Below are 18792 nucleotides of genomic sequence, written 5' to 3'. Positions count from 1 at the left end.
TAAAAATATTAATAAAAAAAATGTTACAATAATTAAATGGAAGTTAAAAACGAAATTAAAACAAGTCGTGATGTTATTAATATATTTGTTAATTCTGAAAAATATAAACATTATAGACCTTTAAAAGCACTTTTGCAATATAAAGAGTTTTTAAATTTGTTTAATCATAATCACCAACAAATGATTACTAAACTCTTTATAAAAAATAATACTTTGATTATTTTAGTTAAACACCACATTGCGTATATGGAGCTTAATCACGATAATACCAAAAAAATGATTAAAAGTCTCATAAAAAACTATACTTTAGCTAAACCAATGAGTAATTTTGCAAAGGTAGAAAATATAAAAATACTTAGCGATAAAAACTTTATATCTAAAAATAGTATTTTTGCTGATCATAAAAAAACTCATCTAGAGCTTTCTAATGGAAATTTTAAAAATCATTTTGAAAATCCTATTTTATATAATAAATTTGAAGAACTACGAAAGCTTATAAAAAATGCTTGAAAATGAACTCAAAACCTTGCCAAATTTACCAGGTGTGTATCAGTATTTTGATATACAAGGTAAGCTTTTATATGTAGGTAAGGCCAAGAATTTAAAAAATCGTGTTAGAAGTTATTTTAACTTCACTCCAAATCTTTGCCCAAATCCTAGCAATAGCTTAAGAATTCAAAAAATGATTAGCCAAACACATCATTTAGAATTTATCACTACAAAAAGTGAGGCCGATGCTTTAATACTAGAAAATTCTTTTATAAAGCAACTTCATCCAAAATACAATATACTATTAAGAGATGATAAAACCTACCCTTATATTTATATAGATTTAAATGAAGATTTTCCAAGATTTGAAATTACAAGAAAAATTATCAAAAAAAATAAAATAAAATATTTTGGTCCCTTTTTTAAAGGAGCAAAAGAGCTTTTAAATGCTTTGTATTTATCTTTTGAACTAAGACAAAAAAAATCTTGTAAAGAACTTTGCCTTTTTTATCAAATCAAGCGTTGTAAAGGACCATGCGAGCAAAAAATTTCCAAACAAGATTATGAAAAAATTGTCCAAAATGCTACTCAAGCTCTTTTAAATCCCTTATCTTTAACAAAAAATTTAGAAAACAAAATGCTTGAATATGCAAAAAATGAAAACTACGAAGAAGCAGCTATTATAAGGGATCAAATCAAAACAATAGAAGATTTAAGCGTAAAAATACAAATAGACCTTGCAAAATTAGAAGATTTTGATGTTTTTGCCATATATCATGAAGTAAATATACTCTCTATGGTACGTTTTGTTATAAATAATGGTAGAATAATTAGCTCAAACCATAAAGTGCTAACCCTAAATCATCAAGATGAATTTGACCTAAATGCAGTATATAAACAATACATATTAGAAAATTACACCCAAGATAGCCCAATAAATTCAACCCGAATTTATACACATGAAGAATTTGAAGATATGAACCTTTTGCAAAATTTACTTAGCGAGAGATTTTCTAGAAAATTTCATCTTAAGACTCCAAAACTTGGTGAAAAAAAAGCCTTGTGTGAACTTGCGTTGGAAAATGCAAAAATAAATATACAAAAACACTTAAAAAGTGATGATTATTTATTTTTAAAAGAATTAAAAGAATTTTTTAACTTGCAAAATTATCCCAATTATATAGAAATTTTTGACAATTCCCATATGCAAGGTGAGGCAAATGTCGGTGCTTTGGTAGCCTATAAAGATGGAAAATTTGATAAAAGTTCTTATAGACACTACCATTTATCCTATAAAAATGATTACGATCAAATGCTTCAAACTCTTAGCAAAAGAGCTATGTTGTTTGATAAAAATCCTCCGCCTGATTTATGGTTAATTGATGGAGGAGATGCTTTATTAAAACTGGCCAATGATATCATCAAAAGTTCTGGGGCAAATGTAGATATTTTAGCGATTTCTAAAGAAAAAATAGACGCAAAAGCTTATAGGGCAAAAGGAAGTGCGAAAGATAAAATTTATACCCAAGAAGGTAAAATTCAACTTTCAACTGATGATAAAAAATTACAATTTTTACAAAAATTACGCGATGAAGCACATCGCTTTGCAATTAGTTTTCATCAAAAAACAAAAAGAAAACAAGATTTGCAAAGTTCTAGGTTAATACAACTTGGAATTTCCCAAGGATATATTAAAAAATTTTTAGATTATTATGGTAGTTTTGATGAAATTAGCAAAGCTAGCTTTGATGAATTAAAATCACTTTCCAATATAAAAATAGCTAAATTAATCAAGGAAAATTCATGATATTATTTATTAGTCTTTTGACTTTAATTTTATGTTTTTTAAATTATTATTTTTTATACCCTATCAATCAAAAACTATTCTTCATTTATACTTTTATAAGTATTTTGATTTTTATCATTGCATGTGTTTATATAATCTTAAAAAATCAAAAAATCAAAAAAAATAAAATTTTAACTCAAGAAATTGAAAAATATTTTTCCTTACCAAAATCAAACTCTTTAGAAGAATTAAAAGAAAATTTAAAACTATCGTTTGATTTAATCAATAAGCAACTACAAGATCAAAAACTACAAAATCAACTTACACAAAAAGATTTTCAATATCTTATTCAAGGTTTAAATTACTTACAAACAGATAATTTATGCACACTAAAACCAATTTTACAACAATATCACCACAATAAAATTCCCATAAATGATTGTTTTGAAAATATACATGTAGGTATCATAAACGACAATGTTATTGAAAATTTTCTTTTACAATGTATATTATCAAATATAGGAATTAGTAGTGAAATTACAAAGGATTATAAAGAAAAGAAATTTAGCTTTATTATCTCGAAAGAAAAAGTTGATGATATTTTAAATTTTACTTTTACTAAAATTTGTGCTGAAGATATTATTAATTTTTTAAATGCCAATTTCACACAAGAAACTTACAAAAAAAGAAATTCTTATAATGTTTTGATTTTTAAATCTACTAGTTTTGAAAACGATCTTATTTTAAATATAACCAATCAATTTTGCCAAAACAACCAGGCTGTAAATAATTTAAGTGATTTTAAAAAAGCATTACAATTAAATTTCAAATTAATTTTAATAGATTATGAAGTTATAAAATTTGATCTTGTATATATTAGTCAAATTTTGCAAGAATATAAAATAAAAAATCCGCAAAATACCATTTTACTTTTTTCCAAAGATAGGGTTAAAAACTGTGATTTTACCAATATAATCTTAAATGATATTAACAAAAATGAATGGTTGGCATTATTAAAAAAATATATTAATCAAGCTTAGTTCTATGATTTATAGCTTTATGTAAAGATATAAAATCAACATTTTCCAAACTCACACCACTTGGGATACCTTGAGCTATTTGCGAAAAACTTAAATTTAAATCTTTTAATTTTTCTTCTATAAAAAAAACAATAGCATCAGAATTTAGGCCTTGTGTGAAAGCAAAAAATATTTCTGTGGTTTTATTATGCTCAATCATGCTTCTTAATTTTATAATGTTTTCTTCACTTGTATCATCAAGTACAAAATAAAGCCCATCATAACTTCCACTATCTTCTAAAACCAAAACATCTTTAGAATCTTGAACTATACAGATAATATTATGATTTCTTTCTATATTAGAACAAACTTCGCATAATTCATTTTCACTTAAAGCACCACATTGTGTGCATTTTTTTATCATTCTTATGGATTCTTCAATATGATAAGCAAGTTTAGAACCCAACAAAGGATCTTTTATACAAACATGATATGCAAGCCTTAAAGCAGATTTCTTTCCTATGGTAGGCAATGCAGAAAAAGCAGCTACTAACTCATTAAATTTTTCTAAGCCTTTCAAAATTATTTCAACCTTGAAAAAACAATTTTAAAAGTATGATAACCATCTTCATAACTATAGGTTAGATTATAACCATGAAGATTGCAAATATTATTAATAATATAAAGTCCTAACCCCATTCCTTCTACTTGGGTATTATGCTCTCTTACAAAAGGTTTTAAATAATAATCAAAAGTTTTTTTAAGTTGAATTCCCTTATTTCTAACAATAATATAATCTCCAGAACATATAATCTCGCAAGCTTTATCAACTGAGTATTTAATAGCATTATCAATTAAATTTTTAAGCATTAAAGAAAAGAGTTCTAGATCAGCAACTATCATAGTATCCTCTTTATAAGTAATCTTTACTTTTTGATAAAAATCATCCCTCATTAAATAATCTTCAGCCTGCTCTAAAATCAAACTCAGATGATAAGTTTGCAAATTAAGCTGACAATTTCTTGATAAAACTTTTTCAATTTTTCCAAATTCATCTATTAATAATTCAAGTCTTTCAAAAATCGCCACTAAACGATCTTTTTGCTTTTGATTATCTAGCATTTCACAAACTATTCTACCTTTTCCAATAGGTGTTTTAAGCTCATGCATAATCATTCTTAAGAAAAACTGTCTTGATTTTACAAGTTCTTGAATTTTATTGATAGCATGATCAAATTCAAAAGAAATTTCAGAAATTTCATCATTAATCTGAGAGTATTCAGATAAAGGTTCAATTTTACCTGCGCTAATATTTTTAATTTTCTTTTTTAAAATTTTTAAAGGCATTAAAGATCTTAATACTGAAAAATATAAAAATATAATCAAAATCAAGCTAAAAAAGAAACTCAATAAAAATAAATACTCAAGACGCGCAGAAGCGTTTAACTCATAAAGATGTTTTGTATTAAGTTGCTCTACATAGAAAAAAATTTGATTATGATAAATAATAGAAGAAAAGCTTCCATACAAGGAATTAACCCTAAGTACTTTTTCACCTTTGGCAACAATATGTTTTATATTACGCTCATTTTCAACTAATTTAAAAGATTTAGAAAGAAGATACTCATGTATTGAAAAACCTTCTTTTCTTTCTAAATTATATATTATCTTTTCTACAATTTCTTTTTGTCTGCTTTGCTCATTGGTTAAATAAGAATCTATCTGAACCTTACCTAAAAGCACAAACAAGGCACAAACAAATAAAAATGCTGTTGCAAAAAGGACCGTGATCTTAAGGTTAATAGTTACTTTCATCCTATTAATTTGTATCCTATTCCTCTAACTGAGAAAATGTGTTTTGGTGCTTTTGAACTATCGCCAATCTTAGTTCTAAGCCTACCAATAATTACATCTAAACTCTTAGAATCTTTATCTTTTAAACTCTTACAGTGATATACAAGTTGTTCTCTGCTAACTGAAAATCCATGTTGTCTTATCATATAACTTAAAATTTCATACTCAGCAGGTGTTAAAACTAAAACTTCATCATTGTAACTAATCTCATGTCTTTTTTCATCAATTTTAAATGCTGAATTGATGATTTTCTCAGGAGTTTCATTTACGCGTTTTGAACGACGAATCAAACTCATAATTCTTGCATGCATTTCTTTTGGATCATAAGGTTTTGGTAGATAATCATCCGCACCTATTTGAAGTCCTACAATTTTATCACTCAAATCACTTCTAGCTGAAGAAATAATAATAGGAATACTATATTTTTCCCTTATTTCACGACAAACTTCAAGACCATCAAGTCCAGGTAAAGTTAAATCAAGAATTAAACAATCATAGTTTTTTATACCAGCACTCATTCCTAAATACGGATCTTCATAATTAGTAACTTTTATATTAAACTGGGCCAAATATTCTGCCAAAAACTCTGCAAAATCTGGATCATCTTCGATCATTAAAACATTAATCATCTCTACCCCTTTAGTGAAAATATGTTACAAACTTAATATTATAACACATAATTTAACTATTCATTTATTTTTTTGCTAAAATTACAATATTAATTTTTCAAGAGAGGAAAAAAGTGGAACTTAACTATTATGAAATACTAGAAATTTCTCAAACATCAGACAAAGAAACCATAAAAAAAGCTTATAGAAAAATGGCGTTAAAATATCATCCTGATAGAAACCAAGGAGATAAAGAAGCTGAAGAAAAATTTAAACTTGTCAACGAAGCTTATGAAGTTCTTAGCAATGATGAAAAAAGAAGCATATATGATAGATATGGAAAAGAAGGGCTTAAAGGACAAACAGGTGGATTTAATGGCTTTGGTGATGTTGATTTAGGAGATATATTTTCAAGCTTTTTTGGAGATAATTTTGGTTTTGGAGGCTCAGCACGCAAAAAGGAAAAAGGAAATAAATATCCTCACGATTTAAAAATAGCGACAAAAATTAGCCTTAAAGAAGCTGTTTTTGGTTGCAAAAAAACAATCGATTTTACCTATAAAAGCTTTTGTAAATCCTGCAAAGGAAGTGGCTCGGAAAATGGAAAATTAGATACTTGTCCTCATTGTGGAGGAAAAGGGCAAGTTGGTGTTAGACAAGGTTTTATGACCTTTGTGCAAACTTGTGATCATTGTAAAGGTAGCGGTCAGATTATCAAAGATAAATGTAAAACATGCCATGGTAATGGTTATGAAGAAATTAAAGATCGTATAGAGCTTGATATACCAGAAGGTATAGATAGTGGCATGAGTCTTAGAGTACAAAACAAAGCTAATGAGCTTCCAAATTCTTCTCAAAGAGGTGATTTGTATATCAAAATTATCGTAGAAGATGATGATAAATTTATCAGACATGATGATGATATCTATACCATAGTACCTGTATTTTTTACCCAAGCTGCTCTAGGAAAGACTATTAAGGTTTCTACCATAAGGGGAGAGGCTGATCTTAAACTTCCAGTAGGTGCAAAAGATAAACAAAAATTTGAATTAGCTAATGAAGGTGTTAAAAATATTCATAATGGAAAATTAGGCTCACATATTGTACAAATTGAAATAAAATTTCCAAAAACACTTACTGATGAACAAAAAAATCTACTATTACAACTTGAAAAAAGCTTTGGCTTAGCAGATGAAGAAGCTTTTATAGAACAAGAAAGCTTGTTTGATAAAATCAAATCTTGGTTTAGTCACTAAGGAAGTTTTAAAGCCATCTCCATGGCTTTATAAATTTCCTCTGTTTTTTGACACTCTAAAAATAACTCAAAAGCAAAAACACCTTGCCATAAAAGCATTTGTGTGCCATCTTTTATTGTCAAGTCATTTTCTCTTGCTAAATTTAAAAAAGGTGTATTTTTACCATAAATCACATCAAATGCATATTTGGCATTTAGAAAAAAACCTTTTAAAATCTCTTCTTGACAAGGTAATTTTTCATCATTTAAACCTGCACTAGTTGTATTAATAATCAAATCAAATTTTTTACTTAAATCAAGTTGAGCATATAAAAAACATGGGTAATCGGTTAAATTTTCAAATCTAGCACTAGAGCGATTTGCTATTGTAACTTCAATTTTTATAGATTTTAAAGCATAAGCTAAAGCTTTAGCCGTACCCCCAGCACCCAAAATCAAAGCATTTTTAATAAGAGAAAAATCTTCAATCGCTTTTAAAAATCCTAGATAATCTGTATTATAAGCATAAATTTTGTTATTTTTATTTAACAAAGTATTAGCAGAGCCTATATGCATAACACTTTCATCTTTAAAATCAGCTATTTCACAAGCTACTTCTTTAAAAGGTATGGTGATATTAGTACCATCTAATTTTTGAACAATTTCTTTTAATTTTGTTTTATCTTTTAGATGATATCTTGTATAAACTGCGTCTTTTTTGAGAGCTTGCAAGGCATTATTATGCATTCTTGGAGATTTAGAATGCATAATAGGATCGCCTATAACTGCAAAAGTTTTCATTTTACTCTAAATGTAAAAGCACCTTTTGCGATTTTAGAACGTACTTTTTCTAACTCAGCCTTTAATTCACTTTCTTTATAAGGTCCAACTAAAACTTTTGTTAGCTCTTTACCATTTACTGTTGTTTTATAAATTTTATAATCATATCCATTTTCTTTAAGTATATTTAATTCTCTTGATTTAGGATCTAAACTATTTAAAGAAAAAACTTGAATATAAGCACCTGCAGGAAGTTGCGTTTGAACATTTGGGGTTTTTATACTCTCAAACAATTCATTTGTATTACTTTGCTCTGGAGCTTTTGGTTTTTCAACTACATTATTTTTTGGTTTTTCAGAAGGTTTTTGAATTGGTTTTTCTATGGATTTTTCTACAGGCTTAATCTCTTCTTGTTTTTCTTCCACCTTAGCTGGCTCTTCTTTTGATTCTACTGTAGTAATTTGATCTAACACACTATTGCTTGGAACTTCTTGCTTTTCCTCTATAGTAGTATTTGTATCATTCAAAGAGCTTTCTTCTTTTAATTTTCTAGCTAAAGCTTCAAATTCATCTTCTTCTTTAGTACTATCTGTAATAGGTAAAGAATTAAAGTTATTTCCATAAGTAGCTTGCTCTTGCGGCTCTGATGGCATTTGTAATGTTTTTTCTTCACCTGGATCATTGATTAGTTTCATTGCTATCATAACAACTAAAAATACAATGATTAAAATAATTGATCTAAGCAAAATTTTTTTAAGCTTTTCGCTTTTATTGTTTTTTTGCAAAATAATATCATCAAATTCATTTTTGTTATTTTCTTCCATTTTTCATCCTTTCAAGAAATTACATGTGTTTAGACCAAGAGGCACCACGCTCTTTTTGATAAACTTCATAAGGCAAGGTTAATATATTAAATTCTCTAGGTATATCCATACTAGGAAAAACCTTCCATTCTACTGGCATCTTTTGAGAAAAAAGCAAAGATAATTTTGAGCCCAAAGAGCAAGCCTCGTTAAAGGTTGTATGTCCTTTATGAATATACAAATGCAAGTGATTATTAGTTCTTGTTCTATAAGCGGTAAAATTAATAAAACCCTCTTCTCTTAAAACAAGTTGCGCTCTATGCCAAAAACGCTCCGCATTAAAACCGTTATAATCAAATACAATATTTTCAACCTTATCAAAACTATTAATCAAAGAATGCGCCACGATTATCTTTTTTTCCATATGCTCTTGTATAACACTAGCAGTTAATGGAGCATTGATTTTCTCAAATTTATCAAAGAAAATCCTACCCTTGTATTCATATTTATTTACTATAGTATCACGCTTTATATAATAATGGCTTGTAACCATTTTAATTAAAGCTAAATCCATTGTTGTAATCAAAATAAAGCCCTTTCATAAATAATAAAATTACTTGCCAAATCCTTTAGTTTAACCTTGATTTCCTCTTGTAGTTTAGTATTTTGTATATCATCTAAAATATCAGCTATATAATTTGCAACAATAGTAATTTGCTCTTCTTTAAAACCTCTAGCTGTTAAAGCTGCTGTTCCAAGTCTTAAACCACTCGTTACAAAGGGGCTTCTAGTTTCACCTGGAACAGTATTTTTATTAGCTGTAATACCTGCTCTCTCTAGCGCTAAATCTGCATCTTTACCACTAAAATCTTTATTTAAAAAGCTTAATAAAATCAAATGATTATCAGTACCACCACTGACTAAATCATATTTTCTATCTATTAAAACTTGTGCCAAAGTAGCAGTATTTTTAATGATTTGCTTAGCATAAATTTTCCACTCATCACTTAAATTATATTTGAACCCAACTGCCTTAGCAGCAATTACATGCATTAATGGACCACCTTGAATACCTGGAAAAATTGCGGAATTGATTTTTTTGGCAATTTCTTCATCATTACACATAATAATCCCGCCTCTTGGGCCTCTTAAAGTTTTATGTGTAGTAGAACTTACAACATGAGCATAAGGGAATGGACTAGGATGTTCACCTGCTACAACCAAACCTGCAATATGCGCAATATCAGCAAATAAGTATGCGCCAACCTCATCTGCTATTTCTCTAAATTTAGCAAAATCAATCACTCTAGGATAAGCACTAGCACCACAAACAATAAGTTTTGGCTTAACTTCTTTTGCTATCTCTCTAACTTTATCATAATTAATTCTTCCATCAAGCTCAACTCCATAAAAAAAGCTTTCATAAACTTTTCCAGAAGAACTTACTTTAGAACCATGAGTTAAGTGTCCTCCATGGCTTAAATCCATACCCAAAATTCTATCACCAGGATTTAATAATGCCATATACACACCTTGATTTGCTTGTGAACCTGAACTAGGTTGCACATTGGCAAAATTACAATTAAAAAGTTTTTTACATCTTTCTATAGCAATCGTCTCAATCTCATCTACAAATTCACATCCACCATAGTATCTTTTACCAGGATAGCCTTCTGCATATTTGTTTGTTAAAATGCTACCCATTACCTCCATAACTTCTGGTATGGTAAAATTTTCACTCGCTATCATTTCAAGACCATCGCATTGTCTTGCTAACTCTTTTTGGGTTAAATCAAAAATTTCTTTATCAAAATTTTCCAACATTTACTCTCCTTTTATCTCATTTTTAAGTGGTCTCATAGCTGGGAAAAGCACTACATCACGAATTGATTTTTTATTAATTAAAAGCATAACTAATCTATCTATTCCAATGCCTTGCCCCGCAGTTGGTGCCATAGCATAGCCTAATGCATTAACAAAATCCTCATCCATCTCACATGCTTCTTCATCGCCTGCATTTTTAGCTTCAATTTGTTTTAAAAATCTCTCATATTGATCTAGCGGATCATTAAGCTCATTAAATCCATTTGCAATCTCTCTACCTGCGATAAACAACTCAAATCTTTCAGCAATATCTTTATCTTTATCACTTCTTCTAGATAAAGGACTTATGGAAATAGGAAAATCTATCACGAAAGTAGGATCAATTAGTTTATCTTCAACATAATTATCAAAAAGTTCAGCTTGTAAATGACCTAATTCTAATTTTTCATTGGCTTCAAAACCATCTTTTTTTAGCTTTTCTAAGATTAATTCTTTATTATTAATAAGCTCATCATCTAAACCACCATATTTTTTTAACGCATCTTTATAAGTAATTCTTTCAAATGGCTTAGAAAAATCAATTATTTTTTCATCAAATTCAAGTTTTTTGTCTAAATTTAATTTATCCAAAAGCATAGCAAAAAGCTCTTCTGTTAAATCCATCAAATCATGATAATTATGATAAGCCCAATAAAACTCAATTGTAGTAAATTCAGGATTGTGCGTTAAATCCATCCCTTCATTTCTAAAACATCTATTAATCTCATAAACTGCCTCAAAACCACCTACAATCAAACGTTTTAGATATAATTCTGGAGCTATTCTTAAAAATCTTTCCACACCCAAAGCATTGTGATAAGTCACAAAAGGCTTTGCATTTGCTCCTCCTGCAATAGGATGCATCATTGGTGTTTCAACTTCCAAAAATCCTTTATTATCAAAAAAAGATCTAATATAAGAAACAATTTTAGAACGCAAAATAAAATCTTTTCTCACTTCACTATTCATAATCATATCAAGATATCTTTTTCTATATCTTTGCTCGATGTCAGTAAGTCCATGATATTTTTCCGGTAAAGGCACTATGGCTTTTGTAGCTATTTGAATTTGCTCCACATGAAGACTAAATTCTCCTGTTTTAGTCGTAAAAGGAAAACCTTTAACCAAAACAATATCCCCTACTTCAAGATATTTTTTTAAAATAGCAAAGTATTCTTCCCCTAAAATATTTTGATTAAAATAAATTTGTAAATTATCTTGCTCATCTTCTATATTAGCAAATACTGATTTACCAGCTATCCTAAGAAGCTTTAATCTTCCTGCTAACACCCCATGAGCATTTTCATCACGCTGATTTTCCATATCTTTAATGTAAGCAAATTTACTTTTATATTCATTTATGCTCATTTCTTTTTTTAAAAAATGCGGATAAGGGTTGATTCCTAGTTCTTTTAATTCTTGTGCTTTTTGAATTTTTTGTTGTTCTAAAATATTATCAAACATTAAATATACCTTTATTTTTTACTACATTGTGGACATAAGCCATAAAGTTGCATTAAATGCCCTGTTAATTTAAAATTATATTCTTTTGCTATTAACATTTGTTGTTGTTCAATAATAGAATTTTCAAATTCTACAATCTCTCCACAGCTTTTACAAATTAGATGATCATGATGAGGCTTATTTGCAAGTTCAAATTTCTTTCCTGAAGCACCAAAAGATATAGAAGTAGCCATACCTGATTCTTCTAATAAATTTAAAGTTCTATAAACTGTCGCAATACCTACATTTAGCTCAGGATTTTTTTGCTTAATTTCCACATATAAACTTTCTGGAGTATAATGCATATCGCTATTATATAAGGTTTTTAAAAGCACTTCTCTTTGTTTAGTATATTTTAGACCATTATCTTTAAGTGTTTTTTTAAAACGCTCAAGCAAAACATCATATTCTATATTTTCAATTTGCATTATTTACCTCCGAATTTAGACTTAAATTAGAATCTATAATTTGTTCTTGTATTTTATCTAAACCATTTTGAGTAAAATCCGTATTCATTATAAAATCACCTGTTTGTCTAAGTAATTCTAATGTATAGCTATTTTTAGCATATTTTTCCAAGCTTGAATTTAAAAATTCTATATTATTAACACAAGCTACCAAAATAGCAAAAATCAAAAATATTTTAGCACTACCAAACAAAAATCCACCAATACGATCTATAAAACCAAGACCACTCATACTAAACATTTTTGATAGTATATTTCCCAAAGCCATACAAGCTATCCATATCACGATCAATAAAACTAAAAATCCCGCAAAAATTGCAAGATTTTCATTTTCAATTGCATAAAAATTATTATTAATAATTTCTGCTACTTCTTTAGCATATCTTGAAGCAAGTAAAACCCCACCAACTATACCCAGCAAACCAAAAATTTCTTTAAATAAACCACTTACCAAGCCTTTTAAGCCCAAAATCACAGTTAAGCCCAAAACAAATACATCAAACCACGAAAAATTTTCCATCTACGCTAAACTCCAAATATTTTATTCAATTATTTTAGGGACTATAAAAAATCCATCTTGAGAATTTGGAGCATGCTTGCTAATTACATCAAATACTTCAGATTTTCTACTTTCATCTAGTCTAAATGGCGTTCCACCTTTTGTGGTACTTGTCATAGCCTCCATATCATCAAGTTTTAATTCATCTAATTTTTCTACAAAATTAACAATTTGACTTAATTGTTCTTCTAATTCTTGTCTTTTCTCATCAGCAATTTTTAAAGCACTTAGCTTTTCAAGTTTAGTTAATAATTTATCATCAATTTGCATGATTTACCTTAATTTTAATTTATATCCAAGAAAACTCTTTTTTTTAGATTAAAAATTATAACATAAAATCATTTATTTTTTCATTTTTATATGTTACAATTATAGACTTAAAACAATAAATAATGTTTATTCTTGCTAAAAAAGGGAAAATATGGCTTTAAAAGAAAACTTAAAAGCAGTCCAAGAAGAATTAAGCTCTCAAGAGCAAATGATGGAAAATTTTATTAAATCTGAGCGCTTTATAAAAAAATACAAATACTACTTCATTACGATTATCGTGCTTTTGGTTGCATATTTTGGTGGAAGTTATTTTTATAATCTAAAACAAGAAAGTAATATTCAAGAAAGCAATATAATTTTTAATAATTTATTAAAAAATCCTTCAGATCAAAAATTACTTGAAGAATTAAAACAAAAAAATGCAAATTTATACACCATATTCATCATGGGACAAAACAATCAAGATCTTAATCAAACTTTAAGTCTTAATATAGATCCTTTGTTAAAACAAATAGTACTTGCTCAAAATAATCAAAAGTCAGAATTTTTAAAAGATTATAATACTCTACTAGCAGGTTTTGAATTTCTAAAACAAAATGATTTTAAAAATGCAGATATAGAATTTAATAAAATACCTATAAATTCTCCTTTATGGCAGATTATTACAAGCTTAAAACATTATCAAGGAATAAAATGAAACACTTTTATTTATTTATTATAACTTTAATATTTTTTAGCGCTTGTGGCACAAAAAGGGAGTATTATCAACCAACACAAACAGAACAACTTCCTTATAGCTCACATAATATTAATGGTAAGATTATCAATTTCAATAACAATATAGCACAATTAAATAGCAATTCCTTTATAGATTCCACGGGGAATATTATTAATTTTAAACTAGATAAAAATTATCATATTTTAAATATGCAACAAGAAGAAGTTCTTATTGGCGATGATAATGGAAATTTTAAGATTTTAAATTTACAAGGAGATGAATTATTTTCTCATAAATTTAATGAAAGCGTAGTAAGCGCAAGTATAGATGGAGATGATATAGCCTTGGTTTTAGCTAGCAATACCTTAGTATATGCAAATAAAAATCTTGGTATTAAAATGCTTCAAAATCTTGGTACAGCTTATGCTCAAGATAGTCGTTATGCTAATCCTTATTTTTTAAATACTATTATCATATATCCTATGCTTAATGGAAAATTAGCCATACTCAATAAAAGCACATTAAAAGTTAGTAAAGAAATTTTGGTAAGTAGTGAAGAATTTTTTAACAATATCATCTACCTTCATGTAAAAAATGATACAATGGTTGCTGCAACTGCACAAAAAATCATCGTTGTTACTCCAAATAGAACTTTATACCTAAATGAAAATATTAAAGAAGTAAAAATCAATGATAATGAAATTTTCATACTTACAAAAGATGGAAGAATTCTTAAAAATGATTACAATCTTAGAAAAATCGATGAAATAAAATTTCAATTTGCTCTATTTTCCAAAAGCACCTTATACAACAACTCTTTATATATTTTTGAAAAAACAGGTTATTTAATCAAATTAAACACCAATTTAAAAGATTATACAGTATATAAACTAAGTGAAGCTGTTGATAAAAAAAGTTTTATGGCAAATGGTAAATTTTTCTTTCAAAACAAATTTTTACAATTAAACTAAAATGAATCAAGAACTTAGTGATATTCTTATAAAACATGGAATTATTTTAAAAAACACTAAGTCTTTAGATATTCATGTTTTTAGTAAAAAGAAAAAAATAACTTGTATTTATGGAGAAAATGCAAGCAAGCAATACTGCTTAATTTTATTTTCTTTTGTGAAAAGTAAAATTTTAACAAAAGAATGTCTAGAATTTGAAAGTATTTTTCAAAATATAAACCAAACTCTAAATTTAAATTTCAAAAATTATTTTATTTTTCATCAAGCTTTGATTTGCTCAAAAGCAAAAGAATATTTAACTACCAAAGGAATTAAAAGTTATGCTTTTATGTGATATTGGCAATACAACCGCAAGTTTTTTAAATGAGCAAAAATTTCATTCTATGAGTATAGAACAGTTTTTACAATATGAGCCAACACAGAAAGTATTTTATATCAATGTTAATCCAAATTTAGAGCAAAGATTGAAACAAAATCCCTTATTTATCAATCTTGCTCCATATTTTAACTTTGATACTATTTATGATAATTTAGGGGTCGATAGAATAGCAGCTTGCTATACTATAGAAGATGGTGTTGTAGTTGATGCAGGCTCTGCAATCACTGTAGATATTATCTCTAATTCTATTCATCTTGGTGGATTTATTCTTCCTGGTATTGAAAGTTACAAAAAATCTTTTTCTAATATTTCATCACGTTTAAAATATGAATTAAACACCCAAATAAATTTTGATGCTTTTCCCCAAAGAACTGTTGATGCTTTAAGTTATGGTGTATTTAAAAGCATATATTTACTCATAAAAGATAGTGCATATGGTAAAAAATTATATTTTACTGGCGGTGATGGACAATTTCTTGCAAATTTTTTTGATTATGCTATTTATGATAAATTTTTAATTTTTAGAGGCATGAAAAAAGCTGTTTGTGAAAATTTTATACTTTAAAATTTATTTCTACGCCCCCACTCTTAAAATTATAAGCTTTATTTAAACTCAAAACAACTATATTTTGATATCATTAGCAAAAGTAAATATACAAAAGGAATTGATAACAATGGATCAAAAACATTTTGATACCGTAGTAATTGGCGGTGGGATTTCTGGTGCTGCGGCATTTTATGAGCTAGCTAGATATACAAATATTCAAAATATTGCTTTATTAGAAAAATATAATAATGCCGCAACTTTAAATAGTCATAGCACAAGCAATTCACAAACTATCCACTGTGGCGATATAGAAACAAACTATACCTTAGAAAAAGCAAAAAAAGTTAAAAAAACTGCAGATATGATTGTTAAATACGGTCTTTTGCAAAATGCACAAAATAAATTTATGCACTCACACCAAAAACTTGCACTTGCAGTTGGAGACAAAGAATGCGAGTATATGAAAAATAGATATGAAGAATTTAAAGAATTATATCCTTATATTAAATTTTACACCAAAAATGATATTAAACAAATAGAACCTAATGTTGTCTTAGGTGAAGATGGCATCAATGATAGAGCAGATAATATAGTAGCTATGGGTGTAGAAGAAGGTGAAATTTATACCACAGTGGATTTTGGATTAATGAGTCAAAATCTTATAGAACAAGCTTGCAAACAAGGTAAAAATACCCATGTAGCTTATAATCAAGAAGTTGTTTTTATAGAAAAAAAAGATGATATTTTTTATATAAAAACAAGAGATTTTAAAGAATATAGTGCAAAATCAATTATAGTAAATGCGGGAGCGCATTCTTTATTTTTAGCGCATAAAATGAGTATAGGATTAGATAAATCTTGCTTTCCTGTTGCAGGAAGTTTTTATATGTCTAAAAGAAAAATTTTAAATGGCAAAGTTTATATGGTACAAAATCCAAAACTCCCATTTGCTGCGTTACATGGTGATCCTGATTTATTAGCCAATATGAATACACGCTTTGGCCCTACTGCTTTAGTTATTCCTATGTTAGAAAGATATCATGGTTTTAAATCGTTACCTGAATTTTTCAAAACATTAAATTTAGATATGAATGTAGTTAAAATTTGTTTTAATCTTTTTAAAGATTCTACTATTAGAAATTATATTCTTTATAATTATTTGTTTGAAATTCCTTATATTAACAAAAGACTTTTTGTAAAAGATGCCAAAAAAATAGTTCCTAGTTTAAAAACAGATGATATTTACTATGCCAAAAACTTTGGCGGAGTACGCCCTCAAGTGCTTGATAAAAAAGCAGGGGAATTAATGCTTGGTGAGGCAAGCATCACTGAAATTCCGGGCATAATTTTCAATATGACACCAAGTCCAGGTGCTACAAGCTGTCTTGGCAATGGTTATAGAGATGCAAAACTTATTTGTCAATACTTGGGTGCTAATTTTAATGAGGATTTATTTACTAGCGAACTACTATAAAAAGGATAAGAAATGTTAAAAAAAACAAAAATAGTTGCAACGATCGGACCAGCAAGCGAAAATGAAGCTACAATAAGACAAATGATTATTAATGGGGTAAATGTTTTTCGTTTAAACTTTTCACATGGAACCCATGAGTATCATAGTCAAAATCTAGCTACTATTAGAAAAGTAGCAGCTGAACTTAATGCAAGAATTGGAATTTTACAAGACATTAGTGGACCAAAAATTAGAACCTTAAAAATTCCAGAAGCTTTTGAATTAAAAAATGGAGATAGACTAGACTTTTACAAGGATACTTTTGAAGGAGAAAAACTTTCTAATGAACATTATAAAGTCTGTATTAATCACCCTGAAATTCTTTCAATGCTAAAGGTAGGAGAATACATCTATCTTTGTGATGGCTCCATCAAAACTAAGGTAGTACAAGTTGAAAAAGATTTTATCCAAACCCAAGTAGAAAATAGCGGGGTGCTTAGTTCAAACAAGGGAATTAATTTTCCAAATACAAAAATTAATATTGATGTTATCACTCAAAAAGATAAAGACGATCTTGCGTGGGGTATTAAGAATGATGTTGATTTTTTAGCCATATCTTTTGTGCAAAATGCTCATGATATTGATGAAGTTAAAAAAATACTTGATGAAAATAATGCCAAAATTGCTATTTTTGCAAAAATAGAAAAATTTGATGCGGTTGAAAATATCGATGAAATCATAAATTGTAGCGATGGTATAATGGTTGCAAGAGGAGATTTAGGCATTGAAGTGCCTTATTATAGGGTGCCAAATATACAAAAACTCATCATTAAAAAAGCTAACGAGGCTAATAAACCTGTCATCACTGCTACTCAAATGCTTTTTTCTCTTGCAAAATCCAAAACTGCCACAAGAGCTGAAATTTCAGATGTTGCTAATGCCGTGCTTGATGGCACTGACGCAGTTATGCTTAGCGAAGAAAGTGCAGTGGGGATTGATCCAGCAAATGCGGTTGATATTATGACTCAAACCATTATAGAAACAGAAAAAAACTATCCTTATGAAAAATTTGAAAGCTTTAAATGTTTCAATGAAACCGATATCATTGCTAAATCAAGCACACAACTAGCAACTGATTTAAACGCAAATGCAATTTTTACCATTACAAGCAGTGGTGCTTCTGCAGTTAAAACAGCAAGATATCGTCCAAAAATGGATATCATAGCTATTACTCATTCTAAAAAAGCTTTAAATTTTTTAAGTATAGTTTGGGGAGTTCAACCTGCTATATTGATAGAAAAGCATGAAAATTTAACAGAACTTTTAAGCAATTCTGTAAAACTTGGAGTTGAAAAAGGCCTTATGAAAAAAGATGGGGTTTACACTCTTACTGCAGGATTTCCAGTAGGTGTTGCAGGAAGTACAAATTTAATTAGAATTTTACAAAAAGATCAAATTGAATATTATTTAAGTTTGGGAAAATAACCCA

21 protein-coding genes are annotated in these 18792 nt (G+C 28.0%); 10 read left to right on the top strand and 11 right to left on the bottom strand.

All coding sequences use genetic code 11. The annotated features are described in order from the left end of the window. Nucleotides 1-36: 36 nt before the first annotated feature. The 3 genes from L8V88_RS06775 to L8V88_RS06765 are packed head-to-tail and all read left to right on the top strand — an operon-like array spanning nt 37 to nt 3315. Nucleotides 37-510 carry a hypothetical protein gene (locus L8V88_RS06775; RefSeq protein ID WP_263675361.1) on the top strand — a complete coding sequence of 158 codons (474 nt, stop codon included), beginning with the start codon at nt 37-39 and terminating at the stop codon, nt 508-510. Then, nucleotides 503-2296, top strand: coding sequence for an excinuclease ABC subunit UvrC (gene uvrC / locus L8V88_RS06770; RefSeq protein ID WP_263727325.1), 1794 nt, complete (start codon nt 503-505; stop codon nt 2294-2296). The genes L8V88_RS06775 and uvrC overlap by 8 nt, the downstream gene beginning before the upstream one ends. Next, nucleotides 2293-3315, top strand: a complete 1023-nt coding sequence (locus L8V88_RS06765) for a hypothetical protein (RefSeq protein ID WP_263727324.1) — start codon at nt 2293-2295, stop codon at nt 3313-3315. The genes uvrC and L8V88_RS06765 overlap by 4 nt, the downstream gene beginning before the upstream one ends. Here L8V88_RS06765 and L8V88_RS06760 read toward each other — a convergent pair. From L8V88_RS06760 to L8V88_RS06750, 3 genes are read right to left on the bottom strand one after another with little or no spacing between them, the layout of a single operon-like run. Next, nucleotides 3302-3877 (bottom strand): recombination protein RecR, encoded by a 576-nt coding sequence (locus L8V88_RS06760; protein ID WP_263727332.1) that lies wholly within the window; start codon nt 3875-3877, stop codon nt 3302-3304. The genes L8V88_RS06765 and L8V88_RS06760 overlap by 14 nt on opposite strands. Next, nucleotides 3877-5109: an ArsS family sensor histidine kinase gene (locus L8V88_RS06755; protein WP_263675358.1), complete on the bottom strand. Its 1233-nt coding sequence runs from the start codon at nt 5107-5109 to the stop codon at nt 3877-3879. Before L8V88_RS06755 ends, L8V88_RS06760 begins: the two co-directional genes overlap by 1 nt. Next, a complete protein-coding gene (locus L8V88_RS06750; RefSeq protein ID WP_039617824.1) occupies nt 5106-5777 on the bottom strand; it encodes a response regulator transcription factor in 672 nt (223 codons plus the stop codon). Before L8V88_RS06750 ends, L8V88_RS06755 begins: the two co-directional genes overlap by 4 nt. 113 nt (nt 5778-5890) lie before the next feature. Between L8V88_RS06750 and dnaJ the strand changes: the two genes are divergently transcribed. Next, the gene (gene dnaJ / locus L8V88_RS06745; RefSeq protein ID WP_263727323.1) at nt 5891-7012 is read left to right on the top strand and encodes a molecular chaperone DnaJ; all 1122 of its coding nucleotides are present in this window, start codon (nt 5891-5893) and stop codon (nt 7010-7012) included. Here the strand turns inward: dnaJ and L8V88_RS06740 are convergent. Genes L8V88_RS06740 through gatC form a run of 8 tightly spaced genes read right to left on the bottom strand, consistent with a single transcriptional unit; the run spans nt 7009 to nt 13235 of the window. Continuing rightward, complete coding sequence (locus L8V88_RS06740) at nt 7009-7791, bottom strand: shikimate dehydrogenase (protein ID WP_263727322.1); 783 nt, start codon at nt 7789-7791, stop codon at nt 7009-7011. The two genes, dnaJ and L8V88_RS06740, sit on opposite strands and share 4 nt — an antisense overlap. Beyond that, on the bottom strand, nt 7788-8594 hold the full coding sequence (locus L8V88_RS06735) for an SPOR domain-containing protein (protein WP_263727321.1): 807 nt from the start codon (nt 8592-8594) through the stop codon (nt 7788-7790). Before L8V88_RS06735 ends, L8V88_RS06740 begins: the two co-directional genes overlap by 4 nt. A 19-nt stretch (nt 8595-8613) precedes the next feature. Beyond that, entirely contained in the window at nt 8614-9159 is a 546-nt protein-coding gene (locus tag L8V88_RS06730) for a DUF1882 domain-containing protein (protein WP_263675352.1), read from the bottom strand. Beyond that, the gene (locus L8V88_RS06725; protein WP_263675350.1) at nt 9156-10397 is read right to left on the bottom strand and encodes a serine hydroxymethyltransferase; all 1242 of its coding nucleotides are present in this window, start codon (nt 10395-10397) and stop codon (nt 9156-9158) included. The genes L8V88_RS06730 and L8V88_RS06725 overlap by 4 nt, the downstream gene beginning before the upstream one ends. Next, the gene (lysS, locus tag L8V88_RS06720) at nt 10398-11900 is read right to left on the bottom strand and encodes a lysine--tRNA ligase (protein WP_263727320.1); all 1503 of its coding nucleotides are present in this window, start codon (nt 11898-11900) and stop codon (nt 10398-10400) included. Nucleotides 11901-11911: 11 nt separating this feature from the next. Beyond that, the gene (locus L8V88_RS06715) at nt 11912-12367 is read right to left on the bottom strand and encodes a Fur family transcriptional regulator (RefSeq protein WP_043019516.1); all 456 of its coding nucleotides are present in this window, start codon (nt 12365-12367) and stop codon (nt 11912-11914) included. Continuing rightward, nucleotides 12357-12926 carry a CvpA family protein gene (locus L8V88_RS06710; protein ID WP_263724476.1) on the bottom strand — a complete coding sequence of 190 codons (570 nt, stop codon included), beginning with the start codon at nt 12924-12926 and terminating at the stop codon, nt 12357-12359. Before L8V88_RS06710 ends, L8V88_RS06715 begins: the two co-directional genes overlap by 11 nt. A gap of 21 nt (nt 12927-12947) precedes the next feature. After that, nucleotides 12948-13235, bottom strand: coding sequence for an Asp-tRNA(Asn)/Glu-tRNA(Gln) amidotransferase subunit GatC (gatC, locus tag L8V88_RS06705; protein ID WP_263727319.1), 288 nt, complete (start codon nt 13233-13235; stop codon nt 12948-12950). Nucleotides 13236-13386: 151 nt separating this feature from the next. Between gatC and L8V88_RS06700 the strand changes: the two genes are divergently transcribed. The 6 genes from L8V88_RS06700 to pyk all read left to right on the top strand — a co-directional run bounded on the left by L8V88_RS06700 (nt 13387) and on the right by pyk (nt 18788). Next, nucleotides 13387-13932, top strand: a complete 546-nt coding sequence (locus L8V88_RS06700; protein ID WP_263727318.1) for a hypothetical protein — start codon at nt 13387-13389, stop codon at nt 13930-13932. Continuing rightward, on the top strand, nt 13929-14924 hold the full coding sequence (locus L8V88_RS06695) for a hypothetical protein (RefSeq protein WP_263727317.1): 996 nt from the start codon (nt 13929-13931) through the stop codon (nt 14922-14924). The genes L8V88_RS06700 and L8V88_RS06695 overlap by 4 nt, the downstream gene beginning before the upstream one ends. A gap of 1 nt (nt 14925) precedes the next feature. Continuing rightward, entirely contained in the window at nt 14926-15258 is a 333-nt protein-coding gene (locus L8V88_RS06690; protein ID WP_263724478.1) for a hypothetical protein, read from the top strand. Further along, on the top strand, nt 15245-15868 hold the full coding sequence (locus L8V88_RS06685; RefSeq protein ID WP_087700105.1) for a type III pantothenate kinase: 624 nt from the start codon (nt 15245-15247) through the stop codon (nt 15866-15868). Before L8V88_RS06690 ends, L8V88_RS06685 begins: the two co-directional genes overlap by 14 nt. A 109-nt stretch (nt 15869-15977) precedes the next feature. After that, nucleotides 15978-17324: an FAD-dependent oxidoreductase gene (locus L8V88_RS06680; RefSeq protein WP_263727316.1), complete on the top strand. Its 1347-nt coding sequence runs from the start codon at nt 15978-15980 to the stop codon at nt 17322-17324. Nucleotides 17325-17336: 12 nt separating this feature from the next. Next, complete coding sequence (gene pyk, locus L8V88_RS06675) at nt 17337-18788, top strand: pyruvate kinase (protein WP_263677888.1); 1452 nt, start codon at nt 17337-17339, stop codon at nt 18786-18788. Nucleotides 18789-18792 lie beyond the last annotated feature (4 nt).

Origin of the sequence: Campylobacter sp. IFREMER_LSEM_CL2101, assembly GCF_025771825.1 — a bacterium.
Lineage (GTDB): Bacteria > Campylobacterota > Campylobacteria > Campylobacterales > Campylobacteraceae > Campylobacter_D > Campylobacter_D lari_C.
This window is presented reverse-complemented; position numbering and strand designations above follow the sequence as displayed.

Bases quoted from the DNA above. Each gene is read 5' to 3' on its own strand.
- L8V88_RS06775 (WP_263675361.1), top strand. From the start codon at position 37: ATGGAAGTTAAAAACGAAATTAAAACAAGTCGTGATGTTATTAATATA.
- uvrC (WP_263727325.1), top strand. From the start codon at position 503: ATGCTTGAAAATGAACTCAAAACCTTGCCAAATTTACCAGGTGTGTAT.
- L8V88_RS06765 (WP_263727324.1), top strand. From the start codon at position 2,293: ATGATATTATTTATTAGTCTTTTGACTTTAATTTTATGTTTTTTAAAT.
- L8V88_RS06755 (WP_263675358.1), bottom strand. From the start codon at position 5,109: ATGAAAGTAACTATTAACCTTAAGATCACGGTCCTTTTTGCAACAGCA.
- L8V88_RS06750 (WP_039617824.1), bottom strand. From the start codon at position 5,777: ATGATTAATGTTTTAATGATCGAAGATGATCCAGATTTTGCAGAGTTT.
- L8V88_RS06740 (WP_263727322.1), bottom strand. From the start codon at position 7,791: ATGAAAACTTTTGCAGTTATAGGCGATCCTATTATGCATTCTAAATCT.
- L8V88_RS06735 (WP_263727321.1), bottom strand. From the start codon at position 8,594: ATGGAAGAAAATAACAAAAATGAATTTGATGATATTATTTTGCAAAAA.
- L8V88_RS06725 (WP_263675350.1), bottom strand. From the start codon at position 10,397: ATGTTGGAAAATTTTGATAAAGAAATTTTTGATTTAACCCAAAAAGAG.
- lysS (WP_263727320.1), bottom strand. From the start codon at position 11,900: ATGTTTGATAATATTTTAGAACAACAAAAAATTCAAAAAGCACAAGAA.
- L8V88_RS06715 (WP_043019516.1), bottom strand. From the start codon at position 12,367: ATGCAAATTGAAAATATAGAATATGATGTTTTGCTTGAGCGTTTTAAA.
- L8V88_RS06710 (WP_263724476.1), bottom strand. From the start codon at position 12,926: ATGGAAAATTTTTCGTGGTTTGATGTATTTGTTTTGGGCTTAACTGTG.
- gatC (WP_263727319.1), bottom strand. From the start codon at position 13,235: ATGCAAATTGATGATAAATTATTAACTAAACTTGAAAAGCTAAGTGCT.
- L8V88_RS06700 (WP_263727318.1), top strand. From the start codon at position 13,387: ATGGCTTTAAAAGAAAACTTAAAAGCAGTCCAAGAAGAATTAAGCTCT.
- L8V88_RS06695 (WP_263727317.1), top strand. From the start codon at position 13,929: ATGAAACACTTTTATTTATTTATTATAACTTTAATATTTTTTAGCGCT.
- L8V88_RS06690 (WP_263724478.1), top strand. From the start codon at position 14,926: ATGAATCAAGAACTTAGTGATATTCTTATAAAACATGGAATTATTTTA.
- L8V88_RS06685 (WP_087700105.1), top strand. From the start codon at position 15,245: ATGCTTTTATGTGATATTGGCAATACAACCGCAAGTTTTTTAAATGAG.
- L8V88_RS06680 (WP_263727316.1), top strand. From the start codon at position 15,978: ATGGATCAAAAACATTTTGATACCGTAGTAATTGGCGGTGGGATTTCT.
- pyk (WP_263677888.1), top strand. From the start codon at position 17,337: ATGTTAAAAAAAACAAAAATAGTTGCAACGATCGGACCAGCAAGCGAA.